General features: G+C 54.9%; 19 protein-coding genes and 1 pseudogene. 10 read left to right on the top strand and 10 right to left on the bottom strand.

Translation table 11 applies throughout. The features are described from left to right. Positions 1 to 168 precede the first annotated feature (168 nt). From ABA45_RS13375 to ABA45_RS13360, 4 genes are all read left to right on the top strand, one after another. Complete coding sequence (locus ABA45_RS13375; RefSeq protein WP_048389068.1) at positions 169 to 1,755, top strand: ABC-F family ATPase; 1,587 nt, start codon at positions 169 to 171, stop codon at positions 1,753 to 1,755. Positions 1,756 to 1,797: 42 nt separating this feature from the next. Continuing rightward, positions 1,798 to 2,349 (top strand): DUF1415 domain-containing protein, encoded by a 552-nt coding sequence (locus ABA45_RS13370; RefSeq protein WP_048386877.1) that lies wholly within the window; start codon positions 1,798 to 1,800, stop codon positions 2,347 to 2,349. 11 nt (positions 2,350 to 2,360) lie between these two features. Next, a complete protein-coding gene (locus ABA45_RS13365) occupies positions 2,361 to 3,263 on the top strand; it encodes an NAD-dependent protein deacetylase (protein ID WP_048386875.1) in 903 nt (300 codons plus the stop codon). A gap of 103 nt (positions 3,264 to 3,366) precedes the next feature. Continuing rightward, entirely contained in the window at positions 3,367 to 3,582 is a 216-nt protein-coding gene (locus ABA45_RS13360) for a dodecin (RefSeq protein WP_048386873.1), read from the top strand. Between the two features lie 52 nt (positions 3,583 to 3,634). On the opposite strand, the gene ABA45_RS13355 is transcribed toward ABA45_RS13360, so the two are convergent. Both ABA45_RS13355 and ABA45_RS13350 read right to left on the bottom strand, forming a co-directional pair. Continuing rightward, on the bottom strand, positions 3,635 to 4,855 hold the full coding sequence (locus ABA45_RS13355) for a GNAT family N-acetyltransferase (RefSeq protein WP_084708348.1): 1,221 nt from the start codon (positions 4,853 to 4,855) through the stop codon (positions 3,635 to 3,637). An 81-nt stretch (positions 4,856 to 4,936) separates the two neighbouring features. After that, the gene (locus tag ABA45_RS13350) at positions 4,937 to 5,272 is read right to left on the bottom strand and encodes a hypothetical protein (protein WP_048386871.1); all 336 of its coding nucleotides are present in this window, start codon (positions 5,270 to 5,272) and stop codon (positions 4,937 to 4,939) included. Between the two features lie 207 nt (positions 5,273 to 5,479). Here ABA45_RS13350 and ABA45_RS13345 point away from each other — a divergent pair, with 207 nt between their 5' ends. From ABA45_RS13345 to ABA45_RS13320, 6 genes and pseudogenes are all read left to right on the top strand, one after another. Next, entirely contained in the window at positions 5,480 to 6,166 is a 687-nt protein-coding gene (locus ABA45_RS13345) for a response regulator transcription factor (RefSeq protein WP_048386869.1), read from the top strand. Further along, entirely contained in the window at positions 6,163 to 7,548 is a 1,386-nt protein-coding gene (locus ABA45_RS13340; RefSeq protein WP_048386868.1) for a HAMP domain-containing sensor histidine kinase, read from the top strand. Before ABA45_RS13345 ends, ABA45_RS13340 begins: the two co-directional genes overlap by 4 nt. A gap of 92 nt (positions 7,549 to 7,640) precedes the next feature. After that, positions 7,641 to 8,246 carry a YigZ family protein gene (locus ABA45_RS13335; RefSeq protein ID WP_048386867.1) on the top strand — a complete coding sequence of 202 codons (606 nt, stop codon included), beginning with the start codon at positions 7,641 to 7,643 and terminating at the stop codon, positions 8,244 to 8,246. A 59-nt stretch (positions 8,247 to 8,305) separates the two neighbouring features. Continuing rightward, positions 8,306 to 8,832: pseudogene (locus ABA45_RS19705) on the top strand (DUF4136 domain-containing protein). Beyond that, positions 8,833 to 9,189: a translation initiation factor Sui1 gene (locus ABA45_RS13325; RefSeq protein ID WP_048386866.1), complete on the top strand. Its 357-nt coding sequence runs from the start codon at positions 8,833 to 8,835 to the stop codon at positions 9,187 to 9,189. An 83-nt stretch (positions 9,190 to 9,272) separates the two neighbouring features. Further along, positions 9,273 to 10,535 (top strand): D-amino acid dehydrogenase, encoded by a 1,263-nt coding sequence (locus ABA45_RS13320; RefSeq protein WP_048386864.1) that lies wholly within the window; start codon positions 9,273 to 9,275, stop codon positions 10,533 to 10,535. 5 nt (positions 10,536 to 10,540) lie between these two features. Here the strand turns inward: ABA45_RS13320 and ABA45_RS13315 are convergent, their stop codons facing one another. The 8 genes from ABA45_RS13315 to ABA45_RS13280 form a co-directional block, all read right to left on the bottom strand. After that, positions 10,541 to 12,184, bottom strand: coding sequence for a fatty acid--CoA ligase (locus tag ABA45_RS13315; protein ID WP_048386863.1), 1,644 nt, complete (start codon positions 12,182 to 12,184; stop codon positions 10,541 to 10,543). 37 nt (positions 12,185 to 12,221) lie between these two features. Continuing rightward, positions 12,222 to 12,503 carry a pyrimidine/purine nucleoside phosphorylase gene (gene ppnP / locus ABA45_RS13310; protein WP_048386861.1) on the bottom strand — a complete coding sequence of 94 codons (282 nt, stop codon included), beginning with the start codon at positions 12,501 to 12,503 and terminating at the stop codon, positions 12,222 to 12,224. A gap of 125 nt (positions 12,504 to 12,628) precedes the next feature. After that, positions 12,629 to 12,961 (bottom strand): Na+/H+ antiporter subunit G, encoded by a 333-nt coding sequence (locus ABA45_RS13305; protein WP_048386860.1) that lies wholly within the window; start codon positions 12,959 to 12,961, stop codon positions 12,629 to 12,631. A 51-nt stretch (positions 12,962 to 13,012) separates the two neighbouring features. Further along, entirely contained in the window at positions 13,013 to 13,282 is a 270-nt protein-coding gene (locus tag ABA45_RS13300) for a K+/H+ antiporter subunit F (RefSeq protein WP_007350563.1), read from the bottom strand. After that, positions 13,279 to 13,767: a Na+/H+ antiporter subunit E gene (locus ABA45_RS13295; RefSeq protein WP_048386858.1), complete on the bottom strand. Its 489-nt coding sequence runs from the start codon at positions 13,765 to 13,767 to the stop codon at positions 13,279 to 13,281. Before ABA45_RS13295 ends, ABA45_RS13300 begins: the two co-directional genes overlap by 4 nt. Next, positions 13,767 to 15,284 carry a monovalent cation/H+ antiporter subunit D gene (locus ABA45_RS13290; RefSeq protein WP_048386854.1) on the bottom strand — a complete coding sequence of 506 codons (1,518 nt, stop codon included), beginning with the start codon at positions 15,282 to 15,284 and terminating at the stop codon, positions 13,767 to 13,769. Before ABA45_RS13290 ends, ABA45_RS13295 begins: the two co-directional genes overlap by 1 nt. Beyond that, entirely contained in the window at positions 15,281 to 15,649 is a 369-nt protein-coding gene (locus ABA45_RS13285; RefSeq protein WP_048386850.1) for a Na+/H+ antiporter subunit C, read from the bottom strand. Before ABA45_RS13285 ends, ABA45_RS13290 begins: the two co-directional genes overlap by 4 nt. Further along, positions 15,649 to 18,495: a monovalent cation/H+ antiporter subunit A gene (locus tag ABA45_RS13280; protein WP_048386848.1), complete on the bottom strand. Its 2,847-nt coding sequence runs from the start codon at positions 18,493 to 18,495 to the stop codon at positions 15,649 to 15,651. Before ABA45_RS13280 ends, ABA45_RS13285 begins: the two co-directional genes overlap by 1 nt. Between the last annotated feature and the right edge of the window lie 393 nt (positions 18,496 to 18,888).

The following is an 18,888-nucleotide window of genomic DNA, read 5'->3' as shown; positions in this document are numbered from 1 at the left end:
ACGGGCGAATGCTGCCCGCCATGGCGGCCTCTGGCAAGAGCTTTTTGTCAGTGTTAATGCTGGCTGACCATTTTGTGCGCAATCCTGTACAATACGTCGTCTATTTTCAGCCACTCCGGATTCACTGGTGAATTGCCGGAACCGGCCTTACGTCTACAGGTTGCTGCCTTGATCGCTACTGCTAACATTACGATGCAATTCGGGGCTAAGCCCCTGTTCGAAAACGTCTCAGCCAAATTTGGTAACGGCAATCGCTATGGCCTGATTGGTGCCAACGGTTGTGGAAAGTCGACGCTAATGAAAATTATGGGTGGCGATCTGGAGCCGTCCTCCGGGCATATTATGCTCGATCCTAATATTCGCCTGGGTAAGTTACACCAGGACCAGTTCGCCTACGAGAACTCCACGGTGATTGACACCGTGATCATGGGTCACGAAGAATTGTGGACGGTGAAGAAAGAGCGCGACCGTATTTATTCGCTGCCAGAGATGACCGAAGACGATGGTATGGCCGTGGCGGATCTGGAAGTGCAATTTGCCGAGATGGACGGTTATACCTCGGAATCCCGCGCGGGTGAGTTATTGCTGGGCCTGGACATTCCTCTGGACCAGCACGATGGCCCGATGAGTGCACTGGCGCCCGGCTGGAAGCTGCGGGTTTTGCTGGCCCAAGCACTGTTTTCAAATCCGGATGTGTTGTTGCTGGACGAGCCCACTAACCACTTGGACATTAACACCATCCGTTGGCTGGAAAGCATTCTGGTGGCGCGCAACAGCACCATGATTATTATTTCGCACGACCGCCACTTTCTGAACAGCGTGTGCACCCACATGGCGGATCTGGATTACGGTGAGTTGCGCTTGTTCCCGGGTAACTACGATGAGTACATGACCGCTGCCACCCAGGCCCGCGAGCGCATGCTGTCAGAAAACGCCAAGAAAAAGACCCAAATTGCCGAGCTTCAGCAATTTGTTAGTCGTTTTTCGGCCAACGCCTCTAAAGCCAAACAAGCCACTTCGCGGGCGCGCCAGATCGACAAGATTCAACTGGACGATGTAAAACCGTCCAGCCGTGTCAGCCCGTTTATCCGTTTTGAATCGGGTAAGAAGATTCACCGCCAAGCGTTAACGCTGAAGGAACTGACCAAGGGTTTCACCGACATCCCACTGTTCAAAAAACTCAATCTGCAAATTGAAGCCGGTGAACGGGTTGCGATCATTGGACCCAATGGGGTTGGAAAAACCACGTTTTTACAGTGTCTGACAGGGGCTTACCAGCCGGATAGCGGTGAGGTGAAGTGGACTGACAGCGCTCAGGTTGGCTATTTTGCCCAGGACCATACGTCAGATTTCGCGCAGGACATGAACCTGAACGATTGGATGGCACGCTGGACCACCGGCGGTGAGCAAGTGATTCGCGGCACATTGGGTCGCATGCTGTTTTCCAGCGACGACATCGAAAAATCTGTTCACGTGTTGTCAGGAGGGGAACAGGGCCGAATGCTGTTTGGCAAACTTATTTTACAACAGCCCAACGTGATGCTGCTGGACGAACCTACCAACCACATGGACATGGAGTCGATTGAAGCGCTAAACCTGGCTCTTGAAAACTACGAAGGCACGCTTATTTTTGTGAGCCACGACCGAGAGTTTGTATCGTCCCTGGCGACCCGTATTATTGAGCTTGACGCTAGCGGAGTCATCGACTTCAGTGGCAGCTACGACGAATACCTGCGCAGCCGCGGTTATGCGTAAGTAAGCGCAGCGAACGCACTTGGTTATACAAGAGGATAGGGCGTGAACGAGTCAGACATTATTAGCGCCACCCGTAACTGGGTGGACACAGTCGTCGTTGGGTTGAACTTCTGTCCGTTCGCCAAGCGCGAACTCGCTAAAGGCAGCGTGCGTTTTACGGTGTGCGAAGCGACAAACGAAGAGTTCCTGCTGCAGTATCTGCAGCAGGAACTCCAGCGCCTGGATAACGAGCCAGATCTGGAGGCCACGCTGCTGATTCATCCCTACGCACTGGGCGACTTCATCCGGTACAACGAGTTTCTGGAGGAAGTCAACGGCCTGTTGGCGGTTATGGAACTGGAAGGTGTTTACCAGGTTGCCAGTTTTCACCCGCACTATCAGTTCGCTGGCACCGGGCCGGATGATGCTGAGAACTACACCAATCGATCGCCCTACCCGATGCTGCATCTGCTGCGCGAAGCCAGCCTGGAAGTGGCCATTGAGCACTATCCGAACGTAGATGACATTCCAGACCGTAATATTGAACTCACGCGAAAACTGGGTGTCCAGAAAATGCGCGCCCTTCTGGCGAGTTGCCTGGAAAATCGTTCCTGATCGGAGTGTGCATGTCTGAAATCCGTCACCGTTCCCGCCCCTTTAGCTCTGATCAGCGGCTGCCAGATACTGATATAACGCCCAATGCGCATCAGCCCGAACAGGCTGGTGCCATGCTCGCCGACTATATTCACCGCCATCCCAGATTGTTGATTCTGACTGGCGCTGGTGTCAGCACCGATTCCGGTATTCCAGATTACCGCGATGGCGACGGCGCCTGGAAACGTAAGCAGCCGGTGCAGCATCAGGCCTTTATGGGCAGCGTTCAAACCCGCCAACGTTACTGGGGTCGCAGCCTGATAGGCTGGCCGCTGATGCGCAACGCCTCACCGAATGCCTCTCACCATCATATTTCCCAGCTTGAAATGCTCAATCACAGTGCGCTGGTGGTTACCCAGAATGTGGACAGGTTGCACCAAAAAGCAGGAACTCAGGCGGTAACCGATTTGCACGGCCGCGCTGACGAGGTGCTATGCATGAGCTGCGATTATCGATGTATGAGGGACGAGGTGCACCAGCGCTGTGCGATTCTTAATCCGCAATTCAGTGCGTTTACGGCAGACGTAGCGCCGGATGGTGATGCCGATTTAGACATCGATTTTGCAGACTTCCAGTTGGCAGACTGCCCGCTGTGTGGCGGTATTTTAAAGCCGGATGTGGTGTTCTTTGGCGATTACGTGCCTAAACAGCGGGTGTATGCCGCACTGGATGCGCTTAAAGCCAGCGATGGTCTACTGGTGATTGGCTCGTCACTGATGGTTTACTCCGGATTCCGCTTTTGCCGTTACGCTCATGAATGGGGTAAGCCCATTGCAACATTGAACCTGGGCCGAACCCGTGCGGAATCTCTGGCAATGCTCAGACTTAACGCCAGTATTTCGGACACCCTCGAGGTGTGTGTTAACCAGCTTTAGCCGCAAGCCGGGTAAAAATCCGTTCTCGTGAAATTGCATTGTATGAAAGCCTGTTCTAGGCTCAAAGCACTTGTTCATTCATGAGGATAAGAGGGGTTCAATTTTGAGCAGCTCGCATGTTTACAAGAAAGTTGAAATTGTAGGGTCATCGCCCAACAGCATTGAGGAGGCTATTCAGAACGCACTGGACGAATGTGGTAAAAGCGTGCGTAATATGGAGTGGTTTGAAGTGGTTGAAACCCGCGGCCACATTGTTGATGGCAAGGTGGGCCATTTCCAAGTCAGTTTGAAAATCGGTTTTCGCATTGGTAAAGACTGATTTTGCACGCCGGTTCATGTTGAATGGCAAAATCAAAAAGGCGGCTGCGCAATCAGCCGCCTTTGTCGTTTTCAGTCTGGCGAAATGGCAGTAATGTTTTACTCTCTTCAAAATAGCGGCGAACTCCCTCGCGCTCTTCAGCGACGAAATTTGCAATGGCATCGCGAAAGCCCGGGTGCTCTATGCTGTGCCATGAGTGGGTCAGTAGCGGCTCAAAACCCCGCACCAGTTTGTGCTCACCTTGGGCGCCGGCGTCAAAATGCTGCAGGCCAAGGTCTATGGCCAGTTCTATTCCCTGGTAATAGCAGGTTTCAAAGTGCAAATGATTGTACTCGTCCAGGCAACCCCAGTAGCGCCCGTAAAGGGTGTCAGTGCCGCTTAGGAACAGCGCGCTGGCGATCATTTCACCTTGTTTGAGAGCGATCACGATGTGTACATGCTCTGGCATCTGGCAGAACAAACGCTCGAAAAAGTCACGGTTCAGGTAGGGCTGCTGGCCGCGCTTAAGATAAGTTGCCTGGTAGAACACGTAGAAGCCATCAAGCACTCGGTCAGATATGTCTGAGCCGCTGACCCGCTGAAACTCAATACCCTGATCGCTGACCTGTTTGCGTTCTTTGCGGATGGACTTGCGCTTGCGCGATGTTAACAGCGCCAGAAAGTTGTCAAAGGCTTCGTACCCGGCATTGTGCCAGTGAAACTGGCAGCCTAGCCGATGCAATTGCGAGCTGTCTGGTGTTTGCGGCTGGCAAAGCAGCGCTTGATCCGCGCTGTTGGGAAACAGCAAATGCCAGGAGTGGGCACCGAGTGCAGTGGTGGCTTTATCAAGCAGCTTATGAAGCGATGCGCTGTCCAGAATTTCGCGCAACTGCGGTGTTAACAGCAGCCGTGGCCCCTGTGACGGAGTAAAGGGAATGGCCATCAGCAACTTTGGATAATAAGGTTGGCCGTGACGCTGGTAGGCTTCGGCCCAGGCAAAATCAAACACGTATTCGCCGCGGGAATTGTTTTTTAAGAATGCTGGAATAATGCCGGTAACCTGACCCTGCTGGCGGATCACCAGATGGCTGGGCTGCCAGCCGGTAGCCGCATTGGTGCAACCACTGTGCTCCAGTGCCTGAAGAAAATCGTATCGCGCAAAGGGGTAATCATTACCGGCCAAGTTCTGCCAGTCTGCAGCGTTAATATCGTCGATAGACCGGCAAATGTGGACCTTGCTTTGTGCCGGGCCGTCAAAGGTCAGGCCTAGTGGTTGGTTATCTGGCTGGTTCATGGACGTTCGATTTCCTGTAAGACGATGTACTCACTGCACATACCTTACGCCAGAACCACCCAGGCGATCACCCGTTGCGATTTATTTAGCCATCTTGTCGCAACGCTTTTGTTGTTTCTCCATTTTCTTTTGCATCTGTTGCTGACGCTCTTTTTGCATATCGTTCCAGGTTCCGCGTTGTTCATCTGTTAGCTTAAGACGGTCGGCCGTTTGGTTGCGGCGTTCCATCATTCTTTGCTGTTGTTGCGCTTTCCGGGCCTGCATGTCGGTGCTGGTCATTTGTTCACACTGCTCTTGCATCCGTTGATACTTGTTCGCGCCTTTCTCGAAGCCCTGGGCCATGGCAAGCGGAGCGGCGGACAGCATTGCGCAGGTTATCAAGGCAGCTGCGATGCGAACAGATTGGGGTGTTTTCATGGTGATTTCTCCGGTAACGGGTTTGCGATAAAGCCATTAAGGGTTAGTGGCTTCGTTTAGGTGACTGCATATTAATCACTGCAGTGTCAAGTGCTGTCAGCGTTGGGTAAAGGTTCTGTAAAGCTTTAGCGGCCAGCCAAATTGGGTGAGTGCGGGCATGGTAGACTTGCGCTAAGCCAGAGCAGTTCCAGACGGAGTGAAGACGGCATGCAAAATCGGGTGCTCTTAATAGAAGATGACGACGAGCTGCGCATGTTGCTGGCCCGTTACCTTGTTACCCAAGGCTTCACTGTGCGCGAAGCGGCCAACGGTCAAGACGGACTGGCACTGGCTCGAAGCGAATCCTGTGACATTGTAGTTCTGGATATTATGTTGCCTGATATCAACGGGCTCGACGTGCTGCGACAGTTGCGTGTCAGTGCTCATCTGCCAGTGATTCTGCTGACCGCCCACGGTGATGAAACCGATCGCATTGTGGGCTTTGAAGTAGGCGCCGATGATTATATCGCCAAACCCTGCAACCCCCGTGAGCTGGTGGCACGTTTGCACGCATTGTTGCGCCGTATTGCGTGGGACCAGAAAGCGGAACCGAACGATAGTCGAAGCTACGGTGATTTGCGCCTTGAGCCCGACCACAGGCGGGTGCGCCAGAATGGCACTCCGCTGGACTTGACCGCTACCGAATACGAAGTTTTGCAAGTGCTTCTGGCTCACGCCGGCCGTGTGGTACGCAAAACCGATCTGATGCAGTGGGCGCTGGGCCGGCGTCTTGAAACTTACGATCGCACTCTGGATATGCACATTAGCAATCTGCGCAAGAAACTCGGCAACGAAGAACCGCCGCGCATCGAAACCGTGCGCGGGCTTGGTTATAGCTACCGGGTAGTGCCATGAAACCAGTTCACAGCGCAAACAATAGCGGCGCCGATGAAGCTGCCGAGCCGCAGCGACGTTTTACGGTGTCACTGTTTTGGCGCATTTTTTTGATGGTTTGGCTGGCCATGGCGTTAACGCTGGGAGCTGGACAGCTGGTGTCACGGTTGCTGGTGGCACAAGAACAGCAGGCGATGACGCGCCAGCTTGGGCTGTATGAACTAGGCCAGGAAGTGCTTGCGCTCAGCCAGAACGGCGGCGCTGATGCGGCCCGCCAGTTTTTGCGCCAGCAAGGCCGAACCCTGGGCCTGCACTTGATACTGGCCGCGCCCGAGGCTTCCGGCGAGCCCGGCCATAGTCGAAGCCTGCCGGCCTCCGTTCGTAAACGAATGGGTTCGCATTGGTTTGCCTTGGAACCCGCAGTGATTGAACTGGCAGGGAGTTATAAGTTGATTGCCTGGCCGCGCGGCAAATCCGCTGGCTGGTTGACCCCCGGGTCTTTAAGATTCATTAACGCCGGCTTTGCGGTAGTGCTGATTTCTCTGGCCTGCTGGCTGATTGCCCGGCGCCTGTCTCAGCCGTTAAAAACCATGGAGGCCACTGCTCGCGCTATTGCCGCCGGCGATAAAAGCCTGCGGGTTGACCCCAAGGTTGCTTCACGCCGTGATGAGATTGGCGCTCTTGCCAGCGCATTTAATGCCATGACGGCACAGCTGTTGGATCTTCTTGATCGCCAGCAGCAATTATTACGGGATATTTCCCACGATTTGCGCACGCCACTGGCAAGGCAGCGGGTAGCCATTGAACTGGCTCTGGACGGCGGTGGTGATGGTGCATTGCTAAACAGCATACTGCGCCAGAACGAACGCCTGGAAGCCATGACCGAAGAGGTGTTGACCCTTTACCGGTTGGCCGCCCAGGGCGAGCAGTTTGCGTGCCAGCCAGTGGCTGTTATGGAGCTATTAAGCGCTGTGCTGCAAGACGCAGCAGGGTATGCCCGTGAACGGGATGTGAAATGCCGAATGAATGCGAGCGAGCAGGCAACTCACGTGCTGGTTCTGGGTGATGCCGGGCTGTTGCGCCGAGCCTTTGATAATATTCTGCAGAATGCTCTGGACCATACGCCACCAGGGCAAGCCTTGACGGTTGCGGCCACGGTTGCAGACAACCGGTTATGGATTGAATTCACCGATAGCGGCCCAGGTGCGTCAGACGAAACCCTGGCGCACCTGTTTGAACCGTTCTACCGCAGCGACCAATCCCGTGGTGGCCAGGGCTGGGGCCTGGGGCTAGCGATCGCACAAAAAGCAATTTTTGCCCACGATGGCGAGGTTTCCGCCGTCAACGCGGTTGCTGGAGGTCTGGTGGTAAGGGTCCAGTTGCCAGTGTTTGTGGTCAGCTGAGCTTCTGAGAACCCGAATTACGTCGTTGCAATGTCTCGATTTGGAACCACCAATCTCCAGAGCACCGTCAAGAGCAAAATAGGCAAAATCGAATGAAAAAAGACTACCCCGTCCCCGCCGGTTATCTGGAGCGGGTCACGGAAATTAAAAAGAGCCGGTTTATAGCCCGCGTGGCTCCGGTAAACAGTCGTGATGAGGTTCATGAATGGCTGGCGCAGGCGCAGGCAGATCATAATGATGCCCGCCATATTTGCTGGGCGTACCAGATTGGCCGCCCTGGCTCGGCAGCCGAAGCTGCCATGAACGACGACGGCGAGCCCTCTGGCACCGCTGGAAAACCGATACTCAGTGTTATTCAGCATAAAGACATGGGGGATGTACTGGTATTGGTCATTCGCTATTTTGGCGGCATAAAGCTGGGCGCAGGCGGCCTGGTGCGGGCCTACGCAGGCGCTGCAGAAAGTGTACTGTCGGTGGTAGAACGGGTAGTGCATCAGCCCATCCAGCTAGCCTTGGCGGTGATTGGTTTTGCCGATGAACAACCTCTGCGGCATTGGTGCGAAGGGCACAACGCGACCATTACCGAGATCAATTATGGCCAGCAAGTGGCGGTATCTGTTGACGTGCCAGAACCTGCGACAGAGGATTTTGCTGGTTTTTGCAACGCCCGCGGACTGAATTTTCATTTCGATACCTGACCCGCTTGCCGGGCAGCGCGTATACTCTACCAAGCCGCTAATTTGAGGAGAACCCACTAATGCGCTTTGTAACCTGTGTAGTTGTCGCGCTGACTCTGGCCGGTTGCGCAAGCAACGTGGTGACGGATTATAATTCAGCTACGGCTTTTGGTGATTACAACACTTGGGCCTACGCCGACGATGCCGGCTCCGATTCTTTCTTGTCGCTCGACGCAGCCGTGTAAAAAGCGCGCTGGAACGTGAGCTGGCAAGCAAGGCTATGAAGCCGGTAAGTGCTGCTGAGGCCGACGTGCTGGTAAATTGGCAGATTGCAAAGGAAGAGCGTCTTGAGCAAAGCGGTTTGGGCCTGGGGTTCGGGTTTGGTACCGGTAATTTTGGCTGGGGGCTGTCGGCACCACCTCCGGTGCGTGAAGTCAACGAAGGTAAACTGGTGATTGAACTGGCTGATGCGCAAAGCCGCCAGGTGATTTGGCGTGCAGCCAGCAGGCGTTACCTGAACGAAAACCAGTCACCAGAAACACGGCGCAAGCTGATCGACGAAGTGGTTCAGGAAATGTTCACCAAATATCCGCCCGGGCTGGACTGAATGAGTAAAAAGCACGAAGGTGGACTGGTTTATTCCACCGATCAGGGTCGCATGTGCCCCCGGTGCCGTCATCCGCAGGAACGGTGCACCTGCAGCCGGGAACAACGCCCGCTGGGTGATGGTGTCGTGCGGATCAGTCGCGAAACCAAAGGCCGCAAAGGTAAGGGCGTTACTCTGATTAGCGGCATACCCTTGGCAGAAAAAGAGCTGAAAGCCTACACCAAAGAGCTGAAAGTCAAATGCGGCACCGGTGGCACCCTGAAAGACGGCATTGTTGAAATTCAGGGTGACCAACGAGATATTTTATTGCCGTTGCTGATGCAAAAAGGTTGGGTGGTAAAACGTTCCGGCGGCTGACCCGTGCTCATCAACAAACAGCCACGACTAAGCAGTAAGCAATAATCGACAATGGGTAACACGAATAACCGACAGGAACGGGTATGCATGTAGTGGTTTTAGGCGCGGGTGTGGTTGGCGTTACCAGTGCCTGGTTTTTACAGCGTCAGGGTTACCAGGTCACAGTGATAGATCGTCAGCCAGCAGCCGGGCTTGAAACCAGTTACGCCAACGGCGGCCAGATTTCAGTGTGCCATGCCGAGCCTTGGGCCAACCCATCGACGCCGCTGAAGGTTCTGAAATGGCTGCATCGTAATGACGCGCCGCTGCTGTTCCGGCCACGTTTGGATGCTGCCCAGTGGCGCTGGGCACTGGCGTTTTTGGGCCAATGCACCTCTGCACGGGCGGCTGACAATCTGCGTCAGATGGTCAATTTGGGCCTTTATAGTCGCAGCAAATTACAGGAACTGCGGGTCGAACTGGGTTTAGAGTACGACCATCTAACCCGTGGAATTTTGCACTTCTACACCAGCCAGAAAGAATTCGATAGCGCCCTGGAACCGGCGCGGCAGATGCGCGAGCTGGGGTGTGACAGGCAAGTGGTGAGTGCTGCGCGGGCGATCGAACTGGAGCCCGCTTTAGCGCCCTTGAAGCAGCGCCTCGCAGGCGGCACCTACACCGAGGAAGACGAATCCGGTGATGCTCGTAAATTTACCCAGGCTCTGGCAGAGCGCTGTAAACAAGCGGGTGTGGTGTTCAAATACAACACTGAAGTAGTTGGGTTTGAGCGTGGTATCGGGCGTATAGATGCGGTGGAAACCCTGTCCCAAGGCCATCACCATAATTTGCGCGCAGACGCTTGGGTTCTAAGTTTGGGTAGCTTTAGCGCGCCACTGGCGCGGCAATTGGGACTGGCTTTGAATATTTATCCAGCCAAGGGCTATTCCATCACCGTGCCGGTGAAAAATCCTGAGGCCGCATTCAATGTCAGCCTGACCGACGATGAGTACAAGCTGGTTTACTCACGTTTGGGTGATCGTATGCGGATTGCGGGCACGGCAGAGTTCAGCGGCTATTCCAGACGCCTGAATGTTACCCGTTGCCAAGCTGTGTTGCGCCGGGTGGCGGCTGTTATGCCCGAAGCGGGTCACTGGGATCAGGCTGAATACTGGAGCGGGTTGCGGCCAACGACGCCATCCAGCGTGCCCTACGTGGGTAAGAGCGTTATTAGCAATCTGTTTTTGAATACCGGTCACGGTACTTTGGGCTGGACCCATGCATGCGGGTCAGCGGCCGCGCTGGCGGATATTATCGCCGGGCGGCCGCCGCAGCTGGATTTTCGCTTCAGTGGTGTTTCAGTGACGTAACTGAGCTAGCCTAGCTGATCGCGAATCTGCTTCTTGTTGATCTTGCCTACGCTGGTTTTTGGAATGTCGTCTACAAAGTCCATTTGCCGGGGGATTGCCCACTTGTTGATTTCGCCTTTATCCACATAGCGCTGTAAGTGCGCTTGAATGTCTTCTTGTGTGACATTCTGGCCGGGCTTGAGCGTGATCAGTGCGTGTGGGCGCTCGCCCCATTTCTCATCGGCAACGCCGACAACCGCAGCGGCTGCGACCGCAGGATGCTGGCTAATCAGATTTTCCAGATCCAGTGACGACAACCATTCACCCCCGGTTTTGATCACATCCTTGATGCGGTCTTTAATCATCAGGGTCTGATTTGGCTCCATGCTGGCCACGTCGCCAGTGTGCAGCCAGCCGTGTAGCCAAAGTTCTTCGCCTTTTTCCGGTTCTTTCAGATAGCTTTGGGTTAACCAGGGCGAACGCGCAACAACTTCGCCTTTGGCCTGACCGTCGTGGGCGACCGGTTTGCCATTGGTGTCGACAATTTCAACTTGCACCAACGGAATGGCGACACCGGTTTTCACCCGCACTTCGGCTTGCTGCTCCAGCGGCAGTTCCAGATCTTCCGGTGTCAGGTGGGTGATGGTCAGAATCGGGCAGGTTTCCGACATGCCGTAGCCGGTGTACATGCGAATGCCCCGCTCGGCTCCAGCTTCACACAGCCCTTTGGTGAGGGCACTACCGCCTATCAGTACCTGCCAATTGCTCAGATCTGCGTCTTTGATGGACTCGGTGGCCAGCAGCATCTGCATAATGGTGGGCACGCAGTGGGAGAAGGTCACATTGTGGGTTTTGATCAGGTCCATCAGCAGTTCGGGCTCATAGCGCCCGGGGTATACCTGTTTAATGCCCATTAAGGTGGCAGCGTAGGGAACACCCCATGCGTGCACGTGGAACATGGGCGTCATCGGCATGTAGACAGAACGGGAGCGCAGCAGCGGCGCCTCATCGAACATCGAAAGGGAACCTACCATGGCCATAGTGTGCATCACCAACTGGCGATGGCTGAACATCACACCTTTCGGCTTGCCGGTCGTGCCAGTGGTGTAAAAGCAGGTGGCTATGCTGTTTTCGTCAAAATCCGGGAAGTCGAAGTGGCTGTCTTCCTGGGCCAGAAGCTGCTCGTATTCACCCAGCACCGGCACGCTGGCGGCTGCAGGCTGGTTGTTATCGGTCAGCTGTATGTAGTGCTTTACCGTTTCGATCTGGTCTTTAACAGCATCGAGTATGGGCAGGAAATCATCGTGTATCAGCACCACATCGTCTTCGGCGTGATTCATGGTGTATACGATCTGATCCGGCGATAGCCGCACGTTAACGGTATGCAGAACGGCGCCAATCATCGGTACCGCAAAAAAACATTCAAGATAGCGGGGCGTATCCCAGTCCATCACCGCAACGGTGTCGCCGGCTTTAACTCCGGCTTTGGTCAGGGCGTTGGCCAGGCGGCCGATACGGGCTTGCAATTCAGTGTAGGTGTAGCGGCTTATATTTGCGTAAATAATTTCCTGGGAGCCGGCGAGTCGCGGCCCAGAAGCCAGTAATTGTTTGATCAGCAGTGGGTACTGATAGGCGTTTTCTGCTGGAGTTAGCAAGCGGGTCGAGGCCATGACACTATCCTTTTGTTGTTGGGGGAGGTGGGCTACCTCAGCCGTAGGTGCACAAATAGGCGGTATCGTATTCGACGGTAACCCGAAAGGTAGAATCGGGCGCAACCCCGAAGCATTCACCGGCACCGTAGGTCATCCATGTTTCCAAACCCGGCAAGCACACCGACATCACACCGCTGACAATGGTCATGGTTTCTTTTTGCTGGGTGCTGAACTGGTATTCGCCAGGGCTTATTACGCCAATGGTGGCGGGTAAAGCGTCTGACTGAAAGGCGATCGACTTTGCTTTGTCATCAAAATATTCATTTACCTTGAGCATAAACAGAACTCCGTGTCGGACTGTTTCAGAAACCATTCTGTGTATTAGCTACGCGCCTAATCTAGCGCACTATCTAACCTAGCGCACCACTACCGCTTTGCAGGCACTCACATTCGAGGGTGGTTTCATTGCCCCCAGGGGTCGCCGCGGGTATTGCCCACTTTAGGTACTTCCATGTGCATTGCGGCTTTTGCCATCATATTGGCGCTTGGCGGTGCGGTCAGCAGCAAAAAGACCATGATCAGAATCTCCACGAAGCCTGTGCCCATCGGCTGGTTGGCGAACCAAATCATCGACGCTAACGCCATAGCTCCCACACCCACGGTGGTGGCCTTGGTGGGTCCGTGCAGGCGGGTGAAAAAATCAGGCAAGACCGCAAGCCCGATGGCGCCCACCAATGTAAATACGGCGCCCAGCAACAACAGGGCTGCGATAATGTATTCGATAAACAGGTTCATTCTTGTGTCGTCTCCTTTGCAACGCGCCTGGCGCTTTGCTCTGCACTCTTGTTATTCAATAACGCTGCCGCGTTTCAGGTATTTGGCCATAGCCACTGTGCTGACAAAACCCATGACGGCAATCAGCAACGCGGCCTCCAGATACATACGGGTGTTCAACGTAATACCCAGAAGAATGATGAGTGCGATGGCGTTAATGGCCAGAGTATCTATGGCCAGAACCCGGTCTGGGGCATGTGGGCCAACAATCAGACGATACACATTAAGCAAAGCCGCAATCACCACCAGGGCTATGGATATTTTCAACACAATGGCAATCATTGGAACATCTCCATCAAAGGCTTTTCATAACGATTGTGAATGGCCTCAATCACTTCTTCTGCGGTTCGGGTGTCTAGCGCGTGAATCAGCAGAATCTTGTGATCATCGCTGATATCGGCGGTCACCGTGCCCGGTGTCAGGGAAATGGTACTGGCCAAAATAGCGATCGCCTGTGGGCAGTCAAGCTGCAGCGGGTAGCTGATAAACATTGGTTCCGGCCGGCGCGGGCTTATAATCAGCCAGGCCACTTCAAAGCTGGCAATCACGATGTCCCATAACACCAGCAGCAAATAGCCCGGTAAACGCCAAGCCTTGAAGACCGCCGGACGCTCAGGCCAGAAGCTCTGGGTGAGCTGGGGAATACCCCAGGCCAGTATTAAACCCACAACCACGCTTCCGCCGCCAACGCCATCGGCAAGCAACTGCCAAATGCTGAACAGCAGAAGGCTGAGCCAGGGTTGCGGGAAACTCAGGCGACCCAGCATTACGAACCCTCCTCAACCATTGGTGCCTGCAACGTTTGGATATAACCACGAGTGTCCAGCAATTGTGCTGCCGTGGCGCTGGTATAGGCACTGATAGGCCCGGCCAGTGCCACCATTAATACGCTCATACCAATCAGCGCGCCGGTAGAAAGGGCCAACAACGGCGTTACCGGGGTGCTGTTTTTGATTTCGCCTTCAATATTGCGCCAAAAGACCACGCTGCCGGCGCGGCTATAGGCAATCAGAGTGAAAAAGCTCCCCGTGAGAATCGTACCCCAAAGCCACGCCATTTCCACGCCGCTGGTGGTGGATTGCAGAATCATCAACTTGCCAAAGAAACCGCTTAGGGGCGGTAAACCCGCAGCGGACACCGCGCCAAAGAAAAACAGCGAGCTCAGCAGCGTTCGATGACGAATCTGCGGCGCCATAACGATTTTGTCAGAAGCGGACCCGCGCTGGCTGCGCACCAGCTCAATCAGCAAAAACAAACCGCCCACTGTCCAGGTAGTGCTCAGCAAGTAGAACAGGGCCGCAGCCAGGCCTTTTTGGGAGCCCAGTGCGATGGGTGCTAGTAGAGTGCCAACCGAAATGACCAGCTGCCAGGTCACCAGAGTGCGCAAGGTTTGTGCACCCATAACGCCAATAACGCCCATAATAAGGGTGGCAAGCGCTAGCGGGAAAAGCCAGTTCATGCCCAGATTAGCCATCTCGCCGGCGTTGGCGCCAAAAACCAGTGGGTAAACCCGGATAATCCCGTAGATACCGACTTTGGTCATAATGGCAAAAAATGCAGCGACTGGCGCGGTAGCGCTGGCATAGGCCCGCGGCAGCCAGAAGGTCAGTGGCAACACCGCTGCTTTAAGGGCAAATACCACCAACAACAGCATGCCACCGGCTTCGACCAGAAAACGTTGGTCGCCGCTAACCAGCGGCACTTTCACGGCCAGGTCGGCCATATTCAAGGTGCCGGTAACGCTGTAAATCATGCCCACGCTGATCAGAAACAGCGACGAACCCACCAGGTTCAATACCACATAATGCAGCCCTGGCGTTGAGCGCGTGCTGCCACTGCCGTGCATCAGCAGTCCGTAAGAGGCAATCAGCAGAATCTCAAACGCAACAAAAAGGTTGAACAGGTCGCCGGTCAGAAATGCGATGTTCAGACCCATAAGCTGGAACAGGAACAGACTGTGGAACTGGCGCGTGCCTTCGTCGGTACCTCCTATGGCGAATAGATGGCATAGCAGTGCCAGCGACGCCGTCAGAACCAACATCATGGCGGCCAAACGGTCCAGCACCATCACAATGCCGAAGGGTGGCTGCCAGTTGCCCATGGCGTAGACACGATAGGTGTCGTCACCGGCCAGATTTAGCAGAACAATGGCGGCGGCCAGGGTCAGAGCCGAGGTAATAATAGCCAACACCCGGCGCAGCGGCATGGGCGCGTAGCCCACAAATATTTGCAGAATAGCGCCCAGTAGCGGGATCAGAATCGGAGCAAGCAGCCAGTGGGTCATAGTGGCCGACGCTCCCGCGCATGCTTGGACGTCGGCGTACGCTTCTTCGGGTCGCCGTCTACGTGATCATCACCATGGTCGGCCAGGTTGCGCAGTGACAACACCACCACGAATGCGGTCATCGCGAAGCCGATCACAATTGCGGTTAACACCAGCGCCTGGGGCAAGGGGTCTGCGTACTGGGCAGCAGTGCCTAGAACCGGCTGGCTGCCGGTGGCCAGGCGCCCGCTGGCGAACAGGAACAGATTTACCCCGTATGACAGCATGGTCAGGCCCAGCACCACCGGAAACGTGCGGGCGCGTAGCAACAGATACACCCCGCCGGCCGTGAGCGCACCAATGGCCAGTGCGAATACAAGTTCCATTATTCGGTCTCTCTTTGAGTCAGGGTAGTAGTGTCAGCGTCGTGACTCGACTCGCTGGGGATAGCGCGGATAGCGGAATGGGGACTGATGCGGCCTACACTGACCAGCATCATCAGTGTGGCACCCACTACGGCCAGGTACACGCCCAAATCAAACACCAGCGCCGAGGCCAGCTCGAACTTACCCACCACCGGCCAGGTGATATAGCCGAATGTGGAGGTCAGGAACGGATAACCAAACGCCAGGCTGCCGGCGCCAGTCATAACGGCAAATAGCAGGCCTAGTGCAATCATATTGTGATAACGCATGGCGATGCGGTCCTCGGTCCAGGAAAAGCCACTGGCGATGTACTGAAGAATCAGCGCCACGGCGGTTATCAGCCCGGCAATAAAGCCCCCTCCAGGCAGGTTATGACCGCGCAGGAATATAAACGCGGATACCATTAGTGCCATTGGTAGCATCGGACGGGCAATCTGTTTGAGCATGGTGGGGTGGCTTTGGCGGGCCCATGCATGGCCAAGGCCGTCGCCCGGAGGCGGCGTAAGTGTCGTGTTTTTGAGCATTGCAAAAATGCCCAACGCTGCAATCGCCAGCACTGAAATTTCACCCAAGGTGTCGAAGCCGCGGAAGTCCACCAAGATCACATTGACCACGTTGTTACCACCACCACCTGTTTTGCTGTTTGCCAGAAAGAACTCGGAAATCGAACTGAACGGCTGGGTCAGAATGGCCAGGGTAATTATGGTCATGCCGCTGCCGGCTAACAGGGCTATCCCCATGTCACGAACGCGTCGACCACGGCTGCTCTCAACGGGTGTCCATGAGGGCATGTAGTAAAGTGCCAGCATTAACAGCACAACGGTGACGACTTCCACCGACAGTTGGGTCATTGTTAGATCTGGCGCCGAGAAACGCACAAAGGTGAGCGCGGTTAACAACCCGACGACGCTGATCAGTACCAGCGCAAAGAAGCGTTCGCGGTGCATGGCTGCAGTGGCCAGAGCGCTGGCAATCAGAACGGCACCCAAGGTTGCCGTGGGCCAGTCCACCGGGGTTAGCCCGTTGCTGCCAATAAACAAGCCCATTTCGCTGATCGGTAAAAACGCCACGGCCAGAGCGCTGACAATCAACAACATAACGTAACGCTGCAGCGAGCCGTTTTCGGTAGCGGCCGTGAACCGGTTGGCCCTCAGGCCAAGGCTGAACACCACTTTTTCAAAGATCGCTTTTTCGTCAATCTCGCGGAAGCGGTCGTGAAAGGCAAAGAAACGCTTGCGCTGGCTGTACATCAGCAAACCGCCAAAAAATGCTAAAAAGCTCATGAATAGCGGCAGATTGAGGCCGTGCATGACCGCCAGCTTATAGTCCGGTGCTGGCACGCCCAAGGTTGCAGAGGATGCGGCGTAAAGCAGCGGGCCCACGGATATGGTCGGGAACATACCCACCATCAGGCAAGCGAAGACCAATATTTCCACAGGGATTTTCATATAGCGCGGCGGTTCATGCGGCGGGTAAATAGGCAAATTTATCGGCTTGCCGTTAAAAAATACGTCGTGAATAAACCGGGCGGAGTAAGCAACCGCGAAAATGCCGGCCAGGGTCGCCACAATGGGTGGTAGCCAGGCCCAGTAACCGGGCAGATTCAGGGCCAGAGATTCGGCAAAAAACATTTCCTTACTGAGAAAACCGTTCAGTAGCGGCACACCGGCCATAGAAGCTGCTGCCACCATGGCCAGAGTGGCGGTGTGGGGCATGAATCGCCAAAGCCCGTTAATGCGGCGCATGTCGCGGGTACCGGTTTCATGGTCAATAATGCCGGCCGCCATGAACAGCGAAGCCTTGAACGTAGCGTGGTTGATGACGTGAAACAGGGCAGCAACCGTGGCGAGTTCCGTGCCCATGCCGAGCAACAGAACAATCAACCCCAGATGGCTAATCGTGGAGTTCGCCAGCAAGCCTTTGAGGTCGTGCTTGAACATGGCGATATAAGCGCCCAGCAGCAGCGTTGCCATGCCGGTAAAGCTGACCATGTAAAACCATTGTTCGGTACCTGCTAGCGCCGGATACAGCCGCGCCAGCAGGAATATACCGGCCTTTACCATGGTGGCCGAATGTAAGTAGGCCGATACCGGCGTAGGCGCCTGCATGGCGTGGGGCAACCAAAAATGGAATGGAAATTGGGCCGACTTTGTGAATGCACCTAGTAGCACCAAGGTCAGCGCAACCGGATAAAGCGCGTGCGCTTTGATGATGGGCCCTGCGGCCAGCACATCGTCCAGCTCGTAGCTGCCGACAATCTGACCAATTATGAGAATACCTGCCAACAGGGCCAGGCCACCACCGCCGGTAACCGTTAGCGCCATCCGGGCACCGCGCCGCGCGCCTTTTTTGTGGGTCCAGAAACTGATCAGTAAAAACGACACCAAGCTGGTGATTTCCCAAAAAATCATCATCAGCAACAAATTGCTGGACAGCACAATGCCAAGCATTGAGCCCATGAAGCACAGCAGAAGGCCGTAAAACTTGCCAATGTTTTCTTCAGGTTTCAGGTAGTAGCGGGCGTAAAGAATGATCAGGATGCCAATCACCAGAATCAGCAGCGCAAACAGCAGTGACAGGCCATCCAGGCGGAAACTCAGCGACAGCCCGAGCGCAGGTAACCATTCGTAGGTGTACAGGACAACGCCGCCGTCTGCCAATGTTTGCCAGTGGGGGAACAGCGCGGCGAGGGCAATCAGCGCGGGAACGGTTGACGCAATAGCGATGGCTGTGCGCCCGCCCTGGGCGAACAGTGGTGCGGCCATGGCGCCTAAAAAGGGCAGTAAAACAACCAGGGGGAGCGACATCGCAATCTCAATTGTAGGTGTAGGACAGAAAAAGATATTACCAGCGATCTATTACCAACGAACCAATACAAGCGAGCTATCACCAAGCGAGCTATCACTCGCCAAGTATGAGCTGCTTAACGCCGTGGAGGGTCTGGAAAATAAGGAGGCTTGCCGCGATAGCGGGCGATGTCAGCCAGGCAAATTAGATCTGATGTAAACCAGCAGCCGTGCGACTTCTCCGTCATGGTTACTCCGTACAGAAAATATCAAAATGATAATACGTGCCGCAGTCTGAAGGTCAAGTAACTTGTGGCCTGACGCCATAACCGCGCTCGTGTTGGCGCTTTTTAAAGAGTGGCTATCCAGCGGTTATCTGTGGCATAAAGAGTACAGCAATTTTAAAACGGCCGT

Origin of the sequence: Marinobacter psychrophilus, from assembly GCF_001043175.1 — a bacterium.
Lineage (GTDB): Bacteria > Pseudomonadota > Gammaproteobacteria > Pseudomonadales > Oleiphilaceae > Marinobacter > Marinobacter psychrophilus.
Note: the sequence above shows the minus strand (reverse complement) of the source record. Positions and strands in the feature narration are given on the sequence as shown.

Bases quoted from the DNA above. Each gene is read 5' to 3' on its own strand.
- ABA45_RS13290 (WP_048386854.1), bottom strand. From the start codon at position 15,284: ATGACCCACTGGCTGCTTGCTCCGATTCTGATCCCGCTACTGGGCGCT.
- ABA45_RS13295 (WP_048386858.1), bottom strand. From the start codon at position 13,767: ATGCTGGGTCGCCTGAGTTTCCCGCAACCCTGGCTCAGCCTTCTGCTG.
- ABA45_RS13345 (WP_048386869.1), top strand. From the start codon at position 5,480: ATGCAAAATCGGGTGCTCTTAATAGAAGATGACGACGAGCTGCGCATG.
- ABA45_RS13335 (WP_048386867.1), top strand. From the start codon at position 7,641: ATGAAAAAAGACTACCCCGTCCCCGCCGGTTATCTGGAGCGGGTCACG.
- ABA45_RS13285 (WP_048386850.1), bottom strand. From the start codon at position 15,649: ATGGAACTTGTATTCGCACTGGCCATTGGTGCGCTCACGGCCGGCGGG.
- ABA45_RS13340 (WP_048386868.1), top strand. From the start codon at position 6,163: ATGAAACCAGTTCACAGCGCAAACAATAGCGGCGCCGATGAAGCTGCC.
- ABA45_RS13280 (WP_048386848.1), bottom strand. From the start codon at position 18,495: ATGTCGCTCCCCCTGGTTGTTTTACTGCCCTTTTTAGGCGCCATGGCC.
- ABA45_RS13320 (WP_048386864.1), top strand. From the start codon at position 9,273: ATGCATGTAGTGGTTTTAGGCGCGGGTGTGGTTGGCGTTACCAGTGCC.
- ppnP (WP_048386861.1), bottom strand. From the start codon at position 12,503: ATGCTCAAGGTAAATGAATATTTTGATGACAAAGCAAAGTCGATCGCC.
- ABA45_RS13325 (WP_048386866.1), top strand. From the start codon at position 8,833: ATGAGTAAAAAGCACGAAGGTGGACTGGTTTATTCCACCGATCAGGGT.
- ABA45_RS13315 (WP_048386863.1), bottom strand. From the start codon at position 12,184: ATGGCCTCGACCCGCTTGCTAACTCCAGCAGAAAACGCCTATCAGTAC.
- ABA45_RS13365 (WP_048386875.1), top strand. From the start codon at position 2,361: ATGTCTGAAATCCGTCACCGTTCCCGCCCCTTTAGCTCTGATCAGCGG.
- ABA45_RS13350 (WP_048386871.1), bottom strand. From the start codon at position 5,272: ATGAAAACACCCCAATCTGTTCGCATCGCAGCTGCCTTGATAACCTGC.
- ABA45_RS13305 (WP_048386860.1), bottom strand. From the start codon at position 12,961: ATGAACCTGTTTATCGAATACATTATCGCAGCCCTGTTGTTGCTGGGC.
- ABA45_RS13355 (WP_084708348.1), bottom strand. From the start codon at position 4,855: ATGAACCAGCCAGATAACCAACCACTAGGCCTGACCTTTGACGGCCCG.
- ABA45_RS13300 (WP_007350563.1), bottom strand. From the start codon at position 13,282: ATGATTGCCATTGTGTTGAAAATATCCATAGCCCTGGTGGTGATTGCG.